We start from the raw sequence: 17,513 nt of genomic DNA, 5'->3' as shown, positions 1-17,513 counted from the left end.
CATGGCGGAGCGTCGACCCGACAAGCTGATCACCGCGCTCGATATCGGCTCGTCCAAAGTGTGCGCGCTGATCGCCGAGCGCGGCGAGGGCGGCGAATTGACGGTGCTCGGCACCGGCCAGCGCGAGAGCCGCGGCGTGCGGCGCGGCTTCATCGCCGATATGGAACGCACCGAAGTGGCGATCCGCGAGGCGGTGGAGCAGGCCGAGCGGATCGCCGGCGTCAATATCGAGGATGTCTGGGTCGGCTTTTCCGCCGGCGGCCTGGTCAGCCGCGTCGCGGCGGTCGAGGTCGAGCTGGGCGGCGTGCGGATCGAGCAGAACGATATCGACGATCTGCTCGATGCCGGGCGCAACTCGATCGATCCCGAGGGGCGGATGGTGCTGCACGCGCAGCCGACGCTCTACACGCTGGACGATGTGCGCGGCGTCAAGAAGCCGCTCGGCCTCTATGCGGACAAGCTGGGCGTCGACATCCATGTCGTCGCGGCCGACGCCTCGCCCGTGCGCAATCTGGATCTCTCGGTCCGCTCCGCCCATCTCGCGGTGCGGGCGATCGTCGCCGCGCCGATCGCCACCGGCCTCGCGTGCCTCTCGGAGGAGGAGCGGGAGCTGGGCGTGGCGCTGGTGGAGCTGGGCGCCGGGGTGACCAATGTCTCGCTGTTCGCGGGCGGCATGCTGGTCGGCCTGGCCGCGATCCCGCTCGGCGGCCAGGACATCACCGACGACATCGCCTCCGCCTTCGGCACCCGCCGCAGCCAGGCCGAGCGGATGAAATGCTTCTACGGCTCCGCCACCAACAGCCCGCGCGACAATCACGACATGATCGACGTGGCGCCGATGGCGGGCAGCGAGGAGGGCGCCGAGCCGCAGCGCATCACCCGCGCGCAGCTGATCGCAGTGATCCGCCAGCGGCTGGACATGCTCTCGGGCGAGATCGCGGCGGCGCTCAAGGCGCTCGGCTTCACCGGGCCGGTCGGCCGGCAGGTGGTGCTGACCGGCGGCGGCGCCGAGCTGAAGGGCATTGCGGACTATATCCAGGGCGTGCTTGGCCGCGCCGTGCGGGTGGGCCGCCCGCGCGGGCTGGCCGGGCTGCCCGAGGCGCATGCCGGCCCTGCCTTCGCGACTCTGGCGGGGCTCGCCCTCTATGCCGCCTCCAACCCCACCGACCTGCGCGCGCCCGACCCGGCGGCGGTGCGGGTGGGCCGGTCGAGCGGCGGCGGGCTCATCAGCCGGCTGATCGCCGCCTTTCGGAGCAGCTATTGACCGGCCGATCGTAAAAACTGTGGATGCCGGGAATTTTCGCGTGCGTCCGGGCGTTGTTTTTGCAAAAATCGGCCGGTGTAGGAGCGCCGCGGCCGGCGCCGCCCCATTGGAGTGTACTGGATGAGCATCGAATTCGTTCGACCCGAAGTCGACGAGCTTCGACCCCGCATCAGCGTTATCGGTGTCGGTGGAGCGGGTGGCAATGCCATCGCCAACATGATCGCGGCCGAAGTGCAGGGTGTCGACTTCCTCGTCGCCAACACCGATGCGCAGGCGCTCAACCATTCGCCGGCCGAGCGGCGGATCCAGCTGGGCCTGCGCATCACCCAGGGGCTGGGCGCGGGCTCGCGGCCCGAAATCGGCCGCGCCGCCGCCGAGGAGACGCTCGACGCGGTCGAGAAGGCGCTGGAAGGCGCGCATATGTGCTTCATCGCCGCGGGCATGGGCGGCGGCACCGGCACGGGCGCCGCGCCGGTGATCGCCAAGGCGGCGCGGGATCGCGGCATCCTCACCGTGGGCGTGGTCACCAAGCCGTTCAGCTTCGAGGGCGCGCGCCGCATGCGCTCGGCCGAGGCGGGGATCGAGGAGCTGCAGAAGCACGTCGATACGCTGATCGTCATCCCCAACCAAAATCTCTTCCTGATCGCCAATCCGAACACCACCTTCAAGGAGGCGTTCAAGATGGCGGACGAGGTGCTCCAGCAGGGCGTGCGCGGCATCACCGATCTGATGGTCATGCCCGGCCTCATCAACCTCGATTTCGCCGATGTCCGCTCGGTGATGGGCGAGATGGGCAAGGCGATGATGGGCACGGGCGAAGCCTCGGGCGACAATCGCGCGATCGAGGCGGCCGAGAAGGCGATCGCCAATCCGCTGCTCGACGGCGTGAGCATGAAGGGCGCCAAGGGCGTGATCGTCTCGATCACCGGCGGCGAGGACATGCGCCTGATGGAGGTGGACGAGGCCGCGAACCATATTCGCGAACTTGTCGATCCCGACGCCAACATCATCTGGGGCTCGGCCTTCAACAATGATCTCGAGGGCAAGATCCGCGTTTCGGTGGTCGCCACCGGGATCGAGGCCGAGGTCGGCAGCCAGCCCGAGCCCGCCAAGGTGTTCAGCTTCCCCGCCGCCGCCAAGCCCGCGCCGGTGAGCCAGGCGCCGGCCGCCGCGCCCGTCGCGCCGGCCACCCCGGCCGCGCCGCCGCCGCCGCCCGTCGCCGAGGCGCCCGCCGCGCCCGCGCCGCAGGAGGATGAGCTGCTGCTCGACCAGGATACGATCCTCACCCCGCCGGTTTCGCCCAATCCGCTGCCGCCCCAGGCGCCGCCGGTGCGCGCGGGCGAGGGCAGCGAGAGCGGCCGCCGCTGGCTGGCCGGCGAGGCCGAGCCGCCCGCGCCGGTGCCCGCCCGCGCCGCGCGCGCGGCCCAGCCGGCCAGCGGCGGAACGCTGTTCGAGCGCATGTCGTCGATCGCGCGGGGCGCCGCCAAGGCCGCGCCGGAAGAGGATCGCGGCACCGAGAAGCGCCGCGACTCGCTGGATCTGCCGGGCTTCCTCAACCGCCAGAACAACCAGTAAGCGGCACCGAGCCGGCATTAGGGGCGCGCGCGGCCGGCGGGTTGCACGCCCCTTTCTGCATGGGCGGCGCGGCGGCTCAGAGAAAGCTGTACGGATCCACATCCACCGCCACGCGCACGCCGCGCGGCCAGCTGAGCGCGCCCAGCCAATCGCGGATCACGGTCTGCACGTCGAGCGCGCGCCGCGCATGGACGAGCAGCCGCTGGCGGTGGCGCCCGCGCAGCATGGCGAGCGGCGCGGGGGCGGGACCGAACACCATCATGCCATCGATCTCGGGCGCGGCGCGGCCGATCGTCTGCGCGGCGAGCAGCGCCTCGCCCTGATCCTCGGACGAGACGATGATCGCCGCATAGCGGCCAAAGGGGGGCGCCCCGGCCTCGCGCCGGCTCTCGGTTTCGGCCTGGTAGAAGCTTTCGGCATCGCCCGTCACCAGGGCCTCGATCACCGGCGCGCCGGGCTCGCGCGTCTGGACCAGCACGCGGCCGGGCTTCTCGCCGCGCCCCGCGCGCCCCGCCACCTGCGCGATCTGCTGGAAACTGCGCTCGGCGGCGCGAAGATCGCCGCCCTGCAGCCCGAGATCGGCATCCACCACGCCCACCAGCGTGAGATTGGGGAAGTGGTAGCCTTTGGTGACGAGCTGCGTGCCCACCACCACGTCGATCGCGCCCGCCTCCATTCGCGCCACGAACTCGGCCGCCTTGGCGGGCGACCAGAGCGTGTCGGAGGTGACGATCGCCACCCGCGCTTCGGGCAGGAGCGCCGCCACCTCGTCGGCGATCCGCTCCACGCCGGGCCCGCAGGCGACCAGCACATCCTCCTCATGGCATTCCGGGCAGGCGGCGGGCGGCGGCATGACATGGCCGCAATGGTGGCAGGCGAGCCGCGCGGTGAGGCGGTGCTCCACCATCCAGGCGGTGCAATTGGGGCAGCGGAAGCGATGGCCGCAATTGCGGCAGAGGGTGAGCGGCGCATAGCCCCGCCGGTTGAGGAAGAGCAGCGCCTGTTCGCCCCGCGCCACCGTATCGGTCAGCGCCGCCACCAGCGAAGGCGCGAGCCAGCGCCCGCGCGGCGGCGGATCGCGCGTCATGTCGATCGTCTCGATCGTCGGCATTTGCGCGGCGCCATAGCGGCTGGCGAGCTTCAGCTCGCGATATTTGCCGATCTCCACCATCTGCCGGGTCTCGATGGCGGGGGTGGCCGAGGCGAGGATCACGGGCACATCCTCGAAGCGGGCGCGCATCACCGCCACGTCGCGGGCGTGGTACATCACGCCTTCTTCCTGCTTGAAGCTGGTCTCGTGCGCCTCGTCGACCACGATCAGCCCGAGCCGGGCATAGGGCAGGAACAGCGCCGAGCGCGCGCCCACCACCACCCGGGCCTCGCCGCTCGCGATCGCCCGCCAGGCGCGGCGCCGCTGGGTGGAGCGCAGATCGGAATGCCAGGCCACGGGCAAATGCCCGAACCGGGCCTCGAACCGCTTGAGGAAAGGCTCGGTCAGCGCGATTTCGGGGAGCAGCACCAGCGCCTGGCGATCGTGCCGCAGCGCAGTGGCGATCGCCTCGAAATAGGTTTCGGTCTTGCCCGATCCGGTGACGCCGTCGAGCAGAAAGGGCTGGAAGGCGGCGGCGGTCACCGCCGCGCTCATCGCCTCGGCCGCGGCGCGCTGATCGGCCGAGAGCGCAGGCGGCGCATGATCGGGATCGGGCGGCAGGAAGGGATCGTCCACCGCCACCTTCACCGCCTCGATCGCGCCGAGCTTCACCAGCCCGCGGATCACGCCGTCCGACACGTCGGCGATGGCGGCGAGTTCGCGGACCAGACCCTGGCGCTCGCCGATCCGCTCCAGCGCCTGGGCGCGCTGGGGGGTGAGCCGCTCGGGCACGCGGCCGGTGGCGCGATATTCGATCGCGGTGCGGCCGCCATCCAGCGCGCTGGCCGAGGCGAGCGCCATGCGCAGCACGGCGGCAGGCGGCGCCAGATAATAGTCGGCGGTCCACTCGATCAGCCGACGCAGCGGCGCGGCGATCGGCGGCAGATCATAGGGGGCCACGAGGTTGCGCAGGCGGTTATCCCCCACTTCCGCGTCCGAGGGCATGCGGTCCGCCTCCCACACCACGCCGGCGAGCTGGCGCGGGCCGAGCGGGGCGAGGACGATCGAGCCCGGCGCGACATGCATCTCGCGCGGGACGCGATAATCGAGCGGGCCGAGCGCCGCGTTGAGCAGCAGCACGCGCGCGCGGCTCATCGGCCTACGCCCAAGGGAGGAGGTGACAGGCGCGCCGAAGCGCATAGGATCGGCGGCAGGGGGTGTTGCATGGAGTTCGAGACGGAGCGGCTCACAATCAGGCGGATCGGGATCGAGGATGCCGGTTTCGTGCTGGCGATGCTCAACGATCCCGGTTTCCGCGCCAACATAGGGGATCGTGGGGTGCGTACAATCGCCGAGGCGGCGGACTATGTCCGCACCCGCATTCTGGCCTCCTATGCGGAGCATGGCTTTGGCGGGCTCAAGCTAGTGCGTCGATCGGACGGCGCCGCGATCGGCACCGCCGGCTTCTACCGTCGCCCCGGGCTGGAGGCGCCCGATCTCGGCTTCGCCCTGTTCGCGCGGGAGACGCGGCAGGGCTATGGCTTCGAGGCGGCCTCGGGGCTGCTCGCCAGCCGGCCCGATCTGCGGCCGCTGCTCGCCATCGCCGCGCCGCACAACCGCGCCTCGGCCGCGCTGCTCGCCAAGCTCGGCTTTGTCGAACAGGGGCTGATGCGCCTGCCCGCCGGCGGCGGCCTCAGCCGGCTCTTCCGTCTCGCCTGAGCCGGCCCGCGCCCGACCGGCCGCCATTTCCTTTTAACCCGCCCCGGCTACACTGGCCGAATGGGCCGGATCATCGACTTCCAGGATCACGCGGTGGCGACGCTGCGCGCGCGTGTCGCGGCGGTCGAGGAGGCCAATCGCGATCTGCTCGCCTATGCGCGGAACCGCTCGGGCGCGGTGGCGGCGATCCATCGCGCCGTATTGGCGGCGGCGGCGGCGACGGGGCTCGAGCATCTGATCCACATCGCCACGCAGGAATGGCCCGATCTGCTCGGCGTCGATGCGGTGGCGATCGCGCTGGCGCTGGGCGGGCGCGGCGTTCGCGCCGATGCCAATGGCCTGCAATATGTCCATCCCCGCGTGGTGGCGCGGATGGCGATGCGGGTGGATGGCGCGCGTATGCGGGGCGTGACGCGCGGGCATCCGCTGTTCGGGCCGGCCGCGTCGCTGATCCGCGCCGAGGCGCTGATCCGGCTCGATCATGTCGCGCCCTTGCCCGCCGGGCTGCTGGTGCTGGGCCAGCGCGCGCCTGCCGGCGCGATCGAGGGCGGACACGGCGCCGAGCCGCTGGTCTTTCTGGGCGAGATGCTGGCCCATGGCGTGGCGCGGTGGCTGTGAGGCGATGAGCCTGGCCGATCATCCCGCGCGCGCGCTCGCGGCCGCCTTTGGCGATCATCTCCGCCGCGATCGGCTGCGCTCGCCGCACACGGTGCGCGCCTATGTCGCGGCGGCGCATCGGCTGATCGCCTTTCTCGGCGGCTATCGCGGCGGGCCGGTGGATGCCGCCGCGCTCGCCGAGACCGACGCCGCCGCGCTCCGCGCCTTCCTCGCCCAGCGCCGCGCCGATGCCGGCCTCACCAATGCCTCGGCGGCGCGCGAGCTGACGGCGGTGCGCGGCTTTCTGAGCTTCGCCGGGGTGGCGCCGCCGCGCCTGCGCGGGCCGCGCGTCAAACGCGGCGTGCCGCGCCCGATCGCGCCCGAGGAGGCGGTGGCGCTGGCCGAGGATGCCGCCATCGCCGCCACCCAGCCCTGGATCGCCGCGCGCGACTGGGCGGTGCTGCTGCTGCTGTACGGCGCCGGTCTGCGCATCGGCGAGGCGCTGGGGCTGGATGCCGCGCTGCTGCCGATCGGCGAGACGATCCGCGTCACCGGCAAGGGCAATCGCACGCGGATGGTGCCGATCCTGCCCGCCGTCGCCCGCGCGATCGCCGATTATGCCGCGGCCTGCCCCTATCCGCTGCGCCCGGGCATGGCGCTGTTCCGGGGCGCGCGCGGCGGCCCGCTGGCGCCGGACATGATCCGCCGCGCGGTGCGCCACGCCCGGCGGCGGCTGGGACTGGGGGAGCGTACCACGCCGCACGCGCTGCGCCACAGCTTCGCCACCCATTTGCTCGGGCGCGGCGCCGATCTGCGGCAATTGCAGGAGCTGCTCGGCCATGCCAGCCTCTCCTCCACGCAGATCTATACCGGCGTCGATACCGCGCATCTGCTGGACGTGTACCGCGCGGCCCATCCGCGGGCCTGAAAAAAACTTCGCGCCTGTGGCTAAACCTTCCCGCCGCCCGGTCGTAATCGGCTGTGGGGAAGCGTACGACCAGGATGAAAGACGATGGACGGGATCGATAGGACGGGGAGCACCGCAGACTATGCGCTGATCCGTTCGACTGCGACGTCATCGGTCGTGCGGGCGACCACTGAGACGCAGGCGACGGCGCCCAGCGCCAGCGCCACGAGCGCGCAGGCCGGGGTGGCCAATCTCATCACCCTGCTGGCCAAGGCACCGCCGCCGATCGACTCCAAGAAGGTGGAGGCGATCCGCGCGCTGATCGCATCGGGACGCTTCCCGATCGACGAGCGCGCCATCGCGGCGAAGATGATCTCGCTCGATATTCGGCCGGCGCCCAACGACAATTGAGCGCCGCTGCCGGCGGCTAGTCGCACGCCTCGACAGAGCCCCGCGCGCAGGCCGCGCTGCGCGCGCGCCAATCGGCCATGCGCGCGGCGTAATCGCGCTGCGCCGCCTCATAGCCGGCCAGCCCCTGCTCATAGCGATCGAGCGAGGCCTGGTAGCGCCGCTGCGCGGCACCGCTGACGCGCGGCGCGGACGGCGCGCGCGCGGCCCGCTGGTTCAGCGCCCGCGTCCGCGCGCGATCGGCGCGGTGTGCGGCATCCTCCCAGGCGTCGGTCCGCGCATCCAGGCTGTCGGTGCGGCTCTCGGCCGGGGGCACCGCCTCCTCGCTCTCGCGATAGACCGGCATCGGCCGCGCCGCCGCCGGCGCCTCGTCGGGCGGCTGCGCCACGGCCGGCGCGGCCAGCGCCAGGGCGAACAGGGCAATCCTCGGATCCACGCGCACTCTCCCCAGATCCCGCCCCATCTCCACCCCGCCGGCTGGCCCGGCGATGAACCGGCTCATCCCACCCGGTTGGCGACCAGATCCTCGACCACGGCCGGATCGGCGAGCGTCGAGACATCGCCGAGGCCGCCGGTCTCGCCCTCGGCGATCTTGCGCAGGATGCGGCGCATGATCTTGCCCGAGCGGGTCTTGGGCAGACCGGGGGCGAACTGGATGGCGTCGGGCGTGGCGATCGGGCCGATCTCGTGGCGCACCCAATCCCGCAGGCCGCGCCGCAGCGCGTCGCTCGCCTCGACCCCGGCATTGAGCGTCACATAGGCGTAGATGCCCTGGCCCTTCACATCGTGCGGAAACCCAACCACCGCCGCCTCGGCGACGCTTTCGTGCAGCACCAGCGCGCTTTCCACCTCGGCCGTTCCCATGCGGTGCCCGGACACGTTGATCACGTCATCGACGCGGCCGGTGATCCAATAATAGCCGTCGGCATCGCGGCGGGCGCCGTCGCCCGTCGTGTAGACCCCCGGGAAGGTGCGGAAATAGGTTTCGAAGAAGCGCGTCTCGTCACCCCAGACGCCGCGCATCTGGCCGGGCCAGGAGCGGGCGATGACGAGATTGCCCTCCGCCTCGCCGGTCAGCGTCCGGCCCTCGCCATCCAGCAGCCGCGGTTCCACGCCGAAAAAGGGCAGGGTGGCCGAGCCGGGCTTGAGCGGCATGCCGGGGAGCGGGGTGATCATGTGGCCGCCGGTCTCGGTCTGCCACCATGTATCGAGGATCGGGCACCGGCCCTCCCCGACGACATCGTGATACCAGCGCCACGCCTCCGGGTTGATCGGCTCGCCGACCGAGCCGAGCAGGCGCAGCGAGGCGCGCGAGGTGGCGCGGACCGGGCCGTCGCCCTCCTTCATCAGCGCGCGCAGGGCGGTCGGCGCGGTGTAGAGAATGCTCACCTGGTGGCGATCCACCACTTCCCAGATGCGGCTGGGCGTGGGCCAATTGGGCACGCCCTCGAACATCAGCGTCGTGGCGCCGTTCGCGAGCGGTCCGTAGACAATGTAGCTATGACCCGTCACCCAGCCGATATCGGCGGCGCACCAATAGGTTTCGGGCGGCCGGTGATCGAACACGACCTGGTGCGTCAGCGCCGCCCAGAGCAGATAGCCGGCGCTGCTGTGCAGCACGCCCTTGGGCTTGCCGGTGGAGCCCGAGGTGTAGAGGATGAAGAGCGGATCCTCGGCCGCCATCGGCTCGGCCGGGCACTCCGCCGCCACGCCCGCCACCGCCTCGTCATACCAGACATCGCGGCCCGGCTGCATCGGCACCTCGGCGCCGGTGGCGCGGACGACCAGGATCGTCTTCAGCCCGTCATAGATCTGCGCGGCCTCGTCGGCGCAGGTCTTGAGCGGCACGCGCTTGCCGCCGCGCCGGCCCTCGTCGGCGGTGATGAGCAGCGTCGAGCCGCAATCCGCCATGCGTCCGGCCAGCGCATCCGCCGAGAAGCCGCCGAACACCACCGAATGGATGGCGCCGATCCGCGCGCAGGCCAGCAGCGCCACCGCCGCCTCCGGGATCATTGGCATGTAGATGGTGATGCGATCGCCCTTGCCCGCGCCCAGGCCCTTCAGCACATTGGCGAAGCGGCACGTCTCCGCGTGGAGTTCGGCATAGCTGAGGCGGCGCGGCGCGTGCGCGGGATCATCCGGCTCCCACAGGATCGCGGTCTGGTCGGCGCGGGTGGCGAGGTGCCGGTCGAGGCAGTTGGCGGCCACGTTCAGCGTGCCGTCGGCGAACCAGCGGACATGGAAATCCTCCTCGGCGAAGGACCAGTCGCCCGCCGTGCGGGGCGGCGTGATCCAGTCCAGCCGGCGCGCCTGTTCCAGCCAGAAGCCATCGGGATCGGCCAGCGATCGGGCATGGAGCGCCGCGCGCTCGGCCGGATCGATCGTCCATTGTCCGCTCATCTGTCCCCTCCTTCGCGAAGTTTCCGCGCTTGGTAGCACCGAGATTGCGCCCGCGCGACGACATGGTATCGACCGACGATCATCGCTAGAAGGGTTTGCCCGTGCGTCTTTCCAGATCCGCCCTCTCTGTGGCGGCGCTCGCCGGTGTCGCGACGCCGGTTCTCGCCCAGACCGGGCAGACCCCCGCCAAGCCCCTCCATGTCTTCCAGGCGCTCGCACTGGCGCCGGCGGGCGACCGGATCGTGACGATCGAGGGCGAGGAAGCGCCCGCGCCGGTCGGGGCGGGCCATGGTCGGCTGGTTGTGCGCGCGGCGCAGGATGGCCATATCCTGTCCACCAGCGATCCCTGCCCGCGCTGCCGCTACAGCGACCCGGCCTTCGCCGCCGATGGACGCATCGCCTTCATCGCGCGCGACACCGGCGCGGGCGTGGCGCGGCTGATGCTGCTCGCGGGCGGCGAGGCGCGGACCTTGGCCGAGGTGCGGGGGCTGGCCGCGACGCCGCGCTGGTCGCCCGATGGCCGCAGCATCGCGCTGCTCGTCACCCCCGGCGCGCGCAAGGAAGCCGGCGCGGTGCAGGCCGGCGTCCGCGCGATCGGCGAGATCGGCGTCGAGAATGACGAGCAGCGGATCGCGGTCGTTCCCGCCGGGGGCGGCGCGCTCCGCCTCGTCTCGCCCGCCGGCCGCTATGTCTACGAATATGATTGGACGCCCGATGGCCGCGGCTTCGTCGCGACCAGCGCGGAAGGCAATGGCGACGCCAATTGGTGGGTGGCGACGCTGGACGGCTTCGATCTCGCCACCGGCGCGCGCCGGCCGATCGCCGCGCCCAAGGTGCAGATGAACGCGCCCCGCGTCTCGCCCGATGGCCGTTCGGTGGCCTTTATCGGCGGGCTGATGAGCGATTTCGGCTCGATCGGCGGCGATGTCTATGTCGTGCCGCTGGCCGGCGGCACGCCGCGCAACGTGACGCCGGGCTTCAAGGGCAGCGTCACCGGCCTGACATGGGACAAGGCCGGGCTGCGCGGCACCGCGCTGGCGGGCGCCGACAGCCAGGTGGTGCGGATCGATCCGGCGGCGCGCGGCGTGACCGCGCTCTACGCCGCGCCGGCGCGCTTCCAGGCGGCCGACGGCCAGGTCGCGCTCGCCGGGGATCGCGTGGCGATGGTGGCGCAGGATTGGGAAACGCCGCCCTATATCGCCGCCGGGCCAATCAGCGCGCCGCGCCGCCTCACCCACGACAATGACGCCTGGACGCCGCGCGTGCGGGCGCGCAGCCTGAGCTGGATGAGCGAGGGCCATCGCGTGCAGGGCTGGCTGATCGGCCCCGCCAGCCCCGCGCCGGGTAAGGCGCCGATGGTGACGGTGGTGCATGGCGGCCCCGCCGCGGCGACGGTGCCGAACTATGTCTGGCAGGGCACCAACGCCGCGCTCATCGCCAAGGGCTATTGGATCTTCTATCCCAATCCGCGCGGCAGCTATGGCCAGGGCGAGGCCTTCACCGCCGCCAACAAGCGCGATTTCGGCGGCGGCGACCTGCGCGACATTCTCGCCGGGGTGGATGCCGCGATCGCCGCCGCGCCCGTGGACGGCGAGAGGCTGGGTCTGATGGGCGGCTCCTATGGCGGCTTCATGGCGATGTGGGCCAATACTCAGACCAACCGCTTCAAGGGCATCGTCGCCTCGGCCGGCCTTTCGGACTGGATCAGCTATTATGGCACCAACGGCATCAACAGCTGGATGATCCCCTTCTTCGGCGCCAGCGCCTATGCCGATCACGACGCCTATTGGAAGGTGTCGCCCGTGCGCGAGATCGCGCGCGCCAAGACGCCGACCCTGATCCTGGTGGGCGAGCGCGACATCGAGGTGCCGCCCACCCAATCGGTGGAATATTGGAACGGGTTGAAAGCCTTTGGTGTCGACACCAGGCTCGTCATCTATCCGGACGAGGGCCATCATATCGCCGGCGCCGACCATGTGGAGGATGTACGAAGGCGCACGCTCGACTGGTTCGATCGCACGCTCGGCACGGCACCGACGCCGCGCCCGTGAATTCTGCTCCAGAGTTTCACCCCGCGCCGGCCGCGCCGTGGCGGCCGCGCGCAGCAGGAGGCCAATCGTCATGCCCGTCATCCGTCTGATCACCAAGCGCGTGGAAAAGCCGTGGGGCCGGCACGATCTCTGGCCGGGCTTCGAGGCCGTACCCGAAGGCGGCGCGCCGATCGGCGAGATCTGGTTCCAGGCGCCGCCCGAGGCCGGGGAGGGCGATCCCGATCTCCTCATCAAATATCTCTTCACGAGCGAGAAGCTCTCGATCCAGGTCCATCCCGACGATGCCGACGCTGTGGCGCGCGGTTTCGAGCGCGGCAAGAGCGAGGCCTGGCAGATCCTATCGGCCGAGCCGCACGCCACGATCGGCCTCGGCATGACCCGGCCGATGACCCAGGAGGAACTGCGCGCCTCCGCGCTCGATGGCACGATCGAGGATCTGCTCGACTGGAAGGCGGTCAAGCCGGGCGAATTCTGGTATTCGCCGGCGGGCACCGTCCATGCCATCGGGCCGGGGCTGGTGCTGATCGAAATCCAGCAGAATGTGGATCTCACCTATCGCCTCTACGATTATAGCCGCCCGCGCGAGCTGCATCTCGACGATGGCGTCGCCGTGTCCAATCCCGTGCCCTATGTCGCGCCGTTCCAGCCGGTGGATCTGGCGCCGGGCCGGCGGATCCTCGCTGCCGAGGGCAAGTTCGTCACCGAGCGCTGGACCGCGCCGCACCAGGGCCGGCTCGCCGGCACGCGCGAACGGCCGCTCTGGCTGATCCCGCTCGCCGGCAGCGCCACGGCCGGCGACGAGCGGATCGCGCCGGGCGGGGTCTGGCTGGTCGACAGCGACGCGCCCTTCGCCGCCGATCCGGGAATCGATCTGCTCGTCGCCTATCCCGGCGGCGCGGTGAACGAGGCGCTGCTCGGCTGAGGCGCGGCCCGCTGCCGACGGGCGGGGCGGCCGCGGGGGCCGCTCCGCCCGATCAGCCGGGCAGGGCGGCGCGCCAGTCCGGCGCGAGACCCGCGGCGGCCAGCTCGGCGGCGAGCGTGTCGAGCAGGGCGGAGAGGGCGGCCGCATCCTCCGCCTCGGCGCGCAGCGTGAGCATCGCCTGGGTGTTGGAGGCGCGCAGCAGATACCAGCCGCGCTCCGTCGCGACGCGCGCGCCATCGGTGCGATCCACCCGCGCGCCCGCGGCCAGGAGCCGATCGATGACCGCCTTGACGATCGCCTGCTTGTCCGCCTCGGGCACGGGGATGCGCAGTTCCGGCGTGTTGACCGGCGCGGGCAGCGCGGCGTGCAGCTCGGCGAGCGAGCGGCCGCTCTCGGCGATCAGCGCGAGCAGGCGCAGCGCGGCGTAGAGCGCATCGTCGAAGCCGTACCAGCGGTCCGCGAAGAAGATATGGCCCGACATCTCGCCCGCCAGCGGCGCGCCCAGCTCGGCCATGCGCGTCTTGATGAGGGCATGGCCCGTCTTCCACAGGATCGGGCGGCCGCCGCGCGCGGCGATGCCGTCGAACAGCGTCTGGCTCGCCTTCACGTCCGCGATGATCGGCGCGCCCGGATGATCGCGCAGCACCGGCCCGGCGAGCAGCAGCAGGATCTGATCGCCCCACAGGATCCGTCCGGCGCCGTCGATCGCGCCGATGCGATCGCCGTCGCCGTCAAAGGCGAAGCCGCAATCGAGGCGCTCCCGCGCCACCAGCGCGCGCAGATCCGCGAGATTGGCCTCGACCGTGGGATCGGGGTGATGATACGGAAAGCGGCCATCCACCTGATCGTGGAGCAGGTGATGCGTGCCGGGCAGGCGCGCGGTGAGCCGCCCGAGCACCGCGCCGACCGCGCCGCTGCCCGCATCCCAGCCGATCCGGCCGTCATGGCCGCGATGATCGCGCAGCAGCCGCGTGACATAGGCATCGCGCACGTCGACCGTCTCGACCGCGCCCCGGCCCGTCTCCCAATCCCCTTCGGCGGCGAGCGCGGCGCAGGCGCGGATCGCGTCGCCGAAAAAGGCGCGATGGCCGCGGACCAGCTTGAAGCCATTCTCATCGGCGGGATTATGGCTGCCCGTCACCTGGATGCCGGCATCCACGCCAAGCTCCGCCTCGGCATAATAGAGCATGGGCGAGGGGCCGAGCCCGATCCGCACGACATCCGCGCCCGAGGCGCACAGCCCCTCCACCAGCGCCGCCTCGAGCGCGGGCGAGCTGAGCCGCCCGTCATAGCCCACCGCCACGCGGCGCCCGCCCGCGCGGCGCAGCAGCGTCGCGAAGCCGCGGCCGATGGCATAGGCATCGGCGCGGTCCAGCCCGTCGCCGACGCGGCCGCGAATGTCATAGTGGCGCAGGATGCGCGGATCGATGCGGTGCCCCATGGCGCCGAGGCTTAGCGCGCGGCGCGGCGGGAGCAAGCGGGGCGTGGCGCGGGCGCGCAACCCGGAGCAGGCTTTTTCGTTACGAAGGCCGGAAGGAGATCGACATGAAGATCAAGCTCGCGCTCGCCGCGTTCACCGCCGTGACCCTGGTGCCGGCCGCGCTCCCCAGCGCCGCCATGGCGCAGGACTATGACCGGCGCCATTATCGCGACGATCGGGAATATCGCGGCCGCGACGGCCGTTATGCCGTGGACTGCAAGCGCAGCAGCGGCACCACCGGCACCATCGCCGGCGGCGTCGGCGGCGCGGTGCTCGGCAATGTGCTGGGCGGCGGCACGCTCGGCACGCTGGCCGGCGCGGGCGGCGGCGCGCTGCTCGGTCGTCACCTCGACAAGAAGCACGACGCCGCGCAGAATCGCCGCAACGGCTGCTGAGCCACCTAGGTACCGCCTGCCGGGCCCGCCGCCCTCCGGCTTCGCGCCGGCGGGCGGCGGGCCTTGTCGTATCGGGCACGGGCGGGGCGGCGTGGCGGGCTGTGCGCCGCGTCAGCGCGGATCGTCCGCCTCGTCGGGATCATGCTCCACCACCCATTCATGCCGCTCGACGATGATCGCGCGCACGGGCGTGCCGTCGGCGGTGCGCGAGGGTCGGAAGCGGAAGCGTTCGGTGATGAGCTGGCAGGTCAGCGCGTCGAGGTCGGGGCGTCCGCTCGGCTCGGTGATGGTGCAGCCGCTTACCCGGCCGTCCGTCTCGACGCGGTAGCGCACGCCGACCCGACCGCCCTCGCCGCTGGCGCGGAGCGCGGGCGGCAGGTCGCGATAGCTCAGCCGGCCGCGGATCTGGCGCGGCGGACGATCGTCGCCCTCGCCATCGCCCTCGCCGCCCCCGCCATTGCCGGTGCCGATCCCGCCCGTGCCGCTGCCCTGGCCGGCGCGGTCGGCGATGCCGGAGCGCGCTGCCGCGCCGCTATCGGGGATGGTGGCGACCGGAAGCGGCGGCGGCGGAGGCGGCATCACCACCAGCGGGGGCGGCGCGACGACGGGGGTGGCGCGGGCGCGGGGCGCGGGTGGCGCGGGCGCGCCGCGCGCCGCCGGGCTCGGCCGGCGCGGGGCGGGCGGCGGATTGGGCGGTGGCGGGGGCGGTGGGGGCGAGAGGCCGATCAGCACCAGCGGCGTGTCGCGCGGCAGGCCGCGATCCACCGCCAGGCCGTAGAGCAGCGCCGCCCCGAGCGCGGCCGTGACGAGGACCGAGCCCAGGCCGGCGACAAGGCGATCCTGACGGGGCTGATGCACGCTGCGGCGGGTCCTGCTGGCCATGGGTCCGGATCGATAACGCCGATCGCGCGCGCCGGAGCCACGGGATGGCGCGCAGGCCGCTCCGATGACGGTATCGGCGGCAGGGCACCCCTCGCGCTCGGGGGCGGCGAGACGATCGGTGCGCGGTCGATCGGCAGCGGCGGCGCGGCTACGGCCCGGCGCTAGGGATTCGAGGCTAGAGATTCGCGCTCATGCGGCCGGATCGCGCGGCGGCGGACGATCTTGGCATCGGCGGGCGCCGGCCCTTGCCCGGCGCATGGGGCGCGCGCGACGGCGCCCCGAGGCGAGCGGGTCGGCCGCGCCGACCCGCCGCTCAATAGGCGTTCTTGTGGAGCACGACCTTGAAGGTCGCGAGCAGGATGGAGATGTCGCGCCAGAGGGTCCATCCGTTGAGATAGTCGAGATCGGCCTGGAGCCGGTAGGTGAGGTCGGAGGTGAGGTGGGTGGCGCCGCGGAAGCCGCGGACCTGGGCGAGACCGGTGATGCCGGGCTTGGTGGCGTGGCGGTGCCAGTAGCGCTGATCGACTTCCCAGAAGAGCTTGTCGCCGGCGAGGCTGCCGAGTGCGTGGGGGCGGGGCCCGACGATCGACATGTCGCCTTTGAGGACGTTGAGCAGCTGGGGGAGTTCGTCGATCGAGGTGGCGCGGATGATGCGGCCGACGCGGGTGACGCGGGCATCGCCGCGCGCGGTCGACTGGGCGCCGGCGACATCGCACAATTCGGCCCGCATCGAGCGGAACTTGTACATGGGGAAGAGGCGGTTGCCGCGTCCGAGCCGGGGCTGGACGAAGAAGATGGGTCCGCTGCTCTCGAGCTTGACGGCGAGCGCGGTGAGCGCGAGCAGCGGCGCGAGCACGGTGAGTGCTGCGATCGAGAGGAAGAGATCGAGGCCGCGTTTGAGCGCGCGGTGGCGCAGGCTGAGCGGGCCGACCGAGACGATCAGCGTGGGCGCGTTGGCGAAGCGGCTGGCGCCGAGCGAGCCGAGGCCGCTGAGTTCGGGGGTGACGATCTCGCCGCGGATATTGGCGCCCTTGAGCACGGCGGCCCAGGCGGCGCGGCGATGTTCGGGGCAGGCGACGACGACGCGGTCGGCGCGCTTGAGGAGCCGGCCGACGCGATCGAGCGCGTGCGGATCGGCGACATCGGGGTTGAGCGCGAGCGCGGCGGCATCGACGGCGACGGCATGGGGGCCGGGCTCGAGCGCGACGCCATCGGTGACGAGCAGCGTGGCGAAGGGATCGCCCGCGAACAGCATCGGCCCGAAGCGGTGGAGCGCGTAGCGCAGCGCGAAGATCCACAAGGCCGCGAGCGCGGTGCCGATGGTGAACACCTCGCGCGACAGATGCGTGCCGGCGCGCAGATAGAAGGCGACGAACAGGATCGCGCCGACCGCGCCGCCCAGCGAGGTGAGCGCGCGGTGCGCGGCATGGCGCCAGCGGTTGAACAGATCGGACGAGTAGACATTGCGGTTGATCGCCACCGCCAGATAGAGCGGCAGCAGCAGCGCCGCATTGTTCACCCCGGCGGCTTGATCCGCCAGGCCGAAGCGCAAGAGATTGGCCAGCGCGAACGCCGCCACCACGCCCACACAGTCCAGCCCCAGCAGAAGCGCGTAAAGGCGGACGCGAGTCGAGACCTTGCTCATGGGCAGGACCGATCCGAAATTGGACGGTTCAACCCGGCTGAAAAGCGCGGCGTTACCGACTTCGAGCTTCATGACGGGACCTCTGTCAGCCGGACGGTGAGACTGTTTCTACCGCGAATCACATGGCTTGGACCAGCCACTTTTTGCACCGCACCAAAACAGGACAGGCCTTCTCCAA

Annotated in this window: 15 protein-coding genes; 9 read left to right on the top strand and 6 right to left on the bottom strand. The window is 71.8% G+C overall.

The window, feature by feature from the left end:
- Position 1: 1 nt before the first annotated feature.
- Both ftsA and ftsZ read left to right on the top strand, forming a co-directional pair.
- The gene (gene ftsA / locus LHA26_RS03910; RefSeq protein ID WP_252167435.1) at positions 2–1,264 is read left to right on the top strand and encodes a cell division protein FtsA; all 1,263 of its coding nucleotides are present in this window, start codon (positions 2–4) and stop codon (positions 1,262–1,264) included.
- Positions 1,265–1,384: 120 nt separating this feature from the next.
- Positions 1,385–2,839 (top strand): cell division protein FtsZ, encoded by a 1,455-nt coding sequence (ftsZ, locus tag LHA26_RS03905; protein ID WP_252167434.1) that lies wholly within the window; start codon positions 1,385–1,387, stop codon positions 2,837–2,839.
- Between the two features lie 76 nt (positions 2,840–2,915).
- On the opposite strand, the gene LHA26_RS03900 is transcribed toward ftsZ, so the two are convergent.
- The gene (locus LHA26_RS03900) at positions 2,916–5,084 is read right to left on the bottom strand and encodes a primosomal protein N' (RefSeq protein ID WP_252167433.1); all 2,169 of its coding nucleotides are present in this window, start codon (positions 5,082–5,084) and stop codon (positions 2,916–2,918) included.
- Between the two features lie 69 nt (positions 5,085–5,153).
- On the opposite strand from LHA26_RS03900, the gene LHA26_RS03895 reads away from it, so the two are divergent.
- The 4 genes from LHA26_RS03895 to flgM all read left to right on the top strand — a co-directional run bounded on the left by LHA26_RS03895 (position 5,154) and on the right by flgM (position 7,563).
- Complete coding sequence (locus LHA26_RS03895) at positions 5,154–5,648, top strand: GNAT family N-acetyltransferase (RefSeq protein WP_252167432.1); 495 nt, start codon at positions 5,154–5,156, stop codon at positions 5,646–5,648.
- A 60-nt stretch (positions 5,649–5,708) separates the two neighbouring features.
- On the top strand, positions 5,709–6,266 hold the full coding sequence (locus LHA26_RS03890; RefSeq protein WP_252167431.1) for a DUF484 family protein: 558 nt from the start codon (positions 5,709–5,711) through the stop codon (positions 6,264–6,266).
- Between the two features lie 4 nt (positions 6,267–6,270).
- Entirely contained in the window at positions 6,271–7,173 is a 903-nt protein-coding gene (locus LHA26_RS03885) for a tyrosine-type recombinase/integrase (RefSeq protein WP_252167430.1), read from the top strand.
- 84 nt (positions 7,174–7,257) lie between these two features.
- Positions 7,258–7,563 (top strand): flagellar biosynthesis anti-sigma factor FlgM, encoded by a 306-nt coding sequence (flgM, locus tag LHA26_RS03880; RefSeq protein WP_252167429.1) that lies wholly within the window; start codon positions 7,258–7,260, stop codon positions 7,561–7,563.
- A gap of 16 nt (positions 7,564–7,579) precedes the next feature.
- Here flgM and LHA26_RS03875 read toward each other — a convergent pair whose 3' ends face one another.
- Together LHA26_RS03875 and acs are read right to left on the bottom strand one after the other, a co-directional pair.
- On the bottom strand, positions 7,580–7,996 hold the full coding sequence (locus tag LHA26_RS03875; protein WP_252167428.1) for a hypothetical protein: 417 nt from the start codon (positions 7,994–7,996) through the stop codon (positions 7,580–7,582).
- Between the two features lie 62 nt (positions 7,997–8,058).
- Positions 8,059–9,960: an acetate--CoA ligase gene (gene acs, locus LHA26_RS03870; protein WP_252167427.1), complete on the bottom strand. Its 1,902-nt coding sequence runs from the start codon at positions 9,958–9,960 to the stop codon at positions 8,059–8,061.
- Between the two features lie 101 nt (positions 9,961–10,061).
- Between acs and LHA26_RS03865 the strand changes: the two genes are divergently transcribed.
- A complete protein-coding gene (locus LHA26_RS03865) occupies positions 10,062–12,011 on the top strand; it encodes a S9 family peptidase (RefSeq protein WP_252167426.1) in 1,950 nt (649 codons plus the stop codon).
- 70 nt (positions 12,012–12,081) lie between these two features.
- On the top strand, positions 12,082–12,933 hold the full coding sequence (locus LHA26_RS03860; protein WP_252167425.1) for a class I mannose-6-phosphate isomerase: 852 nt from the start codon (positions 12,082–12,084) through the stop codon (positions 12,931–12,933).
- Between the two features lie 52 nt (positions 12,934–12,985).
- Here the strand turns inward: LHA26_RS03860 and pgmG are convergent, their stop codons facing one another.
- Positions 12,986–14,374 carry a phosphoglucomutase/phosphomannomutase PgmG gene (gene pgmG / locus LHA26_RS03855; RefSeq protein WP_252167424.1) on the bottom strand — a complete coding sequence of 463 codons (1,389 nt, stop codon included), beginning with the start codon at positions 14,372–14,374 and terminating at the stop codon, positions 12,986–12,988.
- Positions 14,375–14,478: 104 nt separating this feature from the next.
- Here pgmG and LHA26_RS03850 point away from each other — a divergent pair, with 104 nt between their 5' ends.
- Positions 14,479–14,808, top strand: coding sequence for a glycine zipper 2TM domain-containing protein (locus LHA26_RS03850; RefSeq protein ID WP_252167423.1), 330 nt, complete (start codon positions 14,479–14,481; stop codon positions 14,806–14,808).
- Between the two features lie 111 nt (positions 14,809–14,919).
- Here LHA26_RS03850 and LHA26_RS20015 read toward each other — a convergent pair whose 3' ends face one another.
- Positions 14,920–15,690 carry a TonB family protein gene (locus LHA26_RS20015; protein WP_302898034.1) on the bottom strand — a complete coding sequence of 257 codons (771 nt, stop codon included), beginning with the start codon at positions 15,688–15,690 and terminating at the stop codon, positions 14,920–14,922.
- A 313-nt stretch (positions 15,691–16,003) separates the two neighbouring features.
- Positions 16,004–17,407, bottom strand: coding sequence for a sugar transferase (locus LHA26_RS03835; protein ID WP_252167422.1), 1,404 nt, complete (start codon positions 17,405–17,407; stop codon positions 16,004–16,006).
- Between the last annotated feature and the right edge of the window lie 106 nt (positions 17,408–17,513).

The organism is Sphingomonas morindae, from assembly GCF_023822065.1.
GTDB lineage: Bacteria > Pseudomonadota > Alphaproteobacteria > Sphingomonadales > Sphingomonadaceae > Solisphingomonas > Solisphingomonas morindae.
Note: the sequence above shows the minus strand (reverse complement) of the source record. Positions and strands in the feature narration are given on the sequence as shown.

Bases quoted from the DNA above. Each gene is read 5' to 3' on its own strand.
- ftsA (WP_252167435.1), top strand. From the start codon at position 2: ATGGCGGAGCGTCGACCCGACAAGCTGATCACCGCGCTCGATATCGGC.
- ftsZ (WP_252167434.1), top strand. From the start codon at position 1,385: ATGAGCATCGAATTCGTTCGACCCGAAGTCGACGAGCTTCGACCCCGC.
- LHA26_RS03900 (WP_252167433.1), bottom strand. From the start codon at position 5,084: ATGAGCCGCGCGCGCGTGCTGCTGCTCAACGCGGCGCTCGGCCCGCTC.
- LHA26_RS03895 (WP_252167432.1), top strand. From the start codon at position 5,154: ATGGAGTTCGAGACGGAGCGGCTCACAATCAGGCGGATCGGGATCGAG.
- LHA26_RS03890 (WP_252167431.1), top strand. From the start codon at position 5,709: ATGGGCCGGATCATCGACTTCCAGGATCACGCGGTGGCGACGCTGCGC.
- LHA26_RS03885 (WP_252167430.1), top strand. From the start codon at position 6,271: ATGAGCCTGGCCGATCATCCCGCGCGCGCGCTCGCGGCCGCCTTTGGC.
- flgM (WP_252167429.1), top strand. From the start codon at position 7,258: ATGGACGGGATCGATAGGACGGGGAGCACCGCAGACTATGCGCTGATC.
- acs (WP_252167427.1), bottom strand. From the start codon at position 9,960: ATGAGCGGACAATGGACGATCGATCCGGCCGAGCGCGCGGCGCTCCAT.
- LHA26_RS03860 (WP_252167425.1), top strand. From the start codon at position 12,082: ATGCCCGTCATCCGTCTGATCACCAAGCGCGTGGAAAAGCCGTGGGGC.
- pgmG (WP_252167424.1), bottom strand. From the start codon at position 14,374: ATGGGGCACCGCATCGATCCGCGCATCCTGCGCCACTATGACATTCGC.
- LHA26_RS03850 (WP_252167423.1), top strand. From the start codon at position 14,479: ATGAAGATCAAGCTCGCGCTCGCCGCGTTCACCGCCGTGACCCTGGTG.
- LHA26_RS20015 (WP_302898034.1), bottom strand. From the start codon at position 15,690: ATGGCCAGCAGGACCCGCCGCAGCGTGCATCAGCCCCGTCAGGATCGC.
- LHA26_RS03835 (WP_252167422.1), bottom strand. From the start codon at position 17,407: ATGAAGCTCGAAGTCGGTAACGCCGCGCTTTTCAGCCGGGTTGAACCG.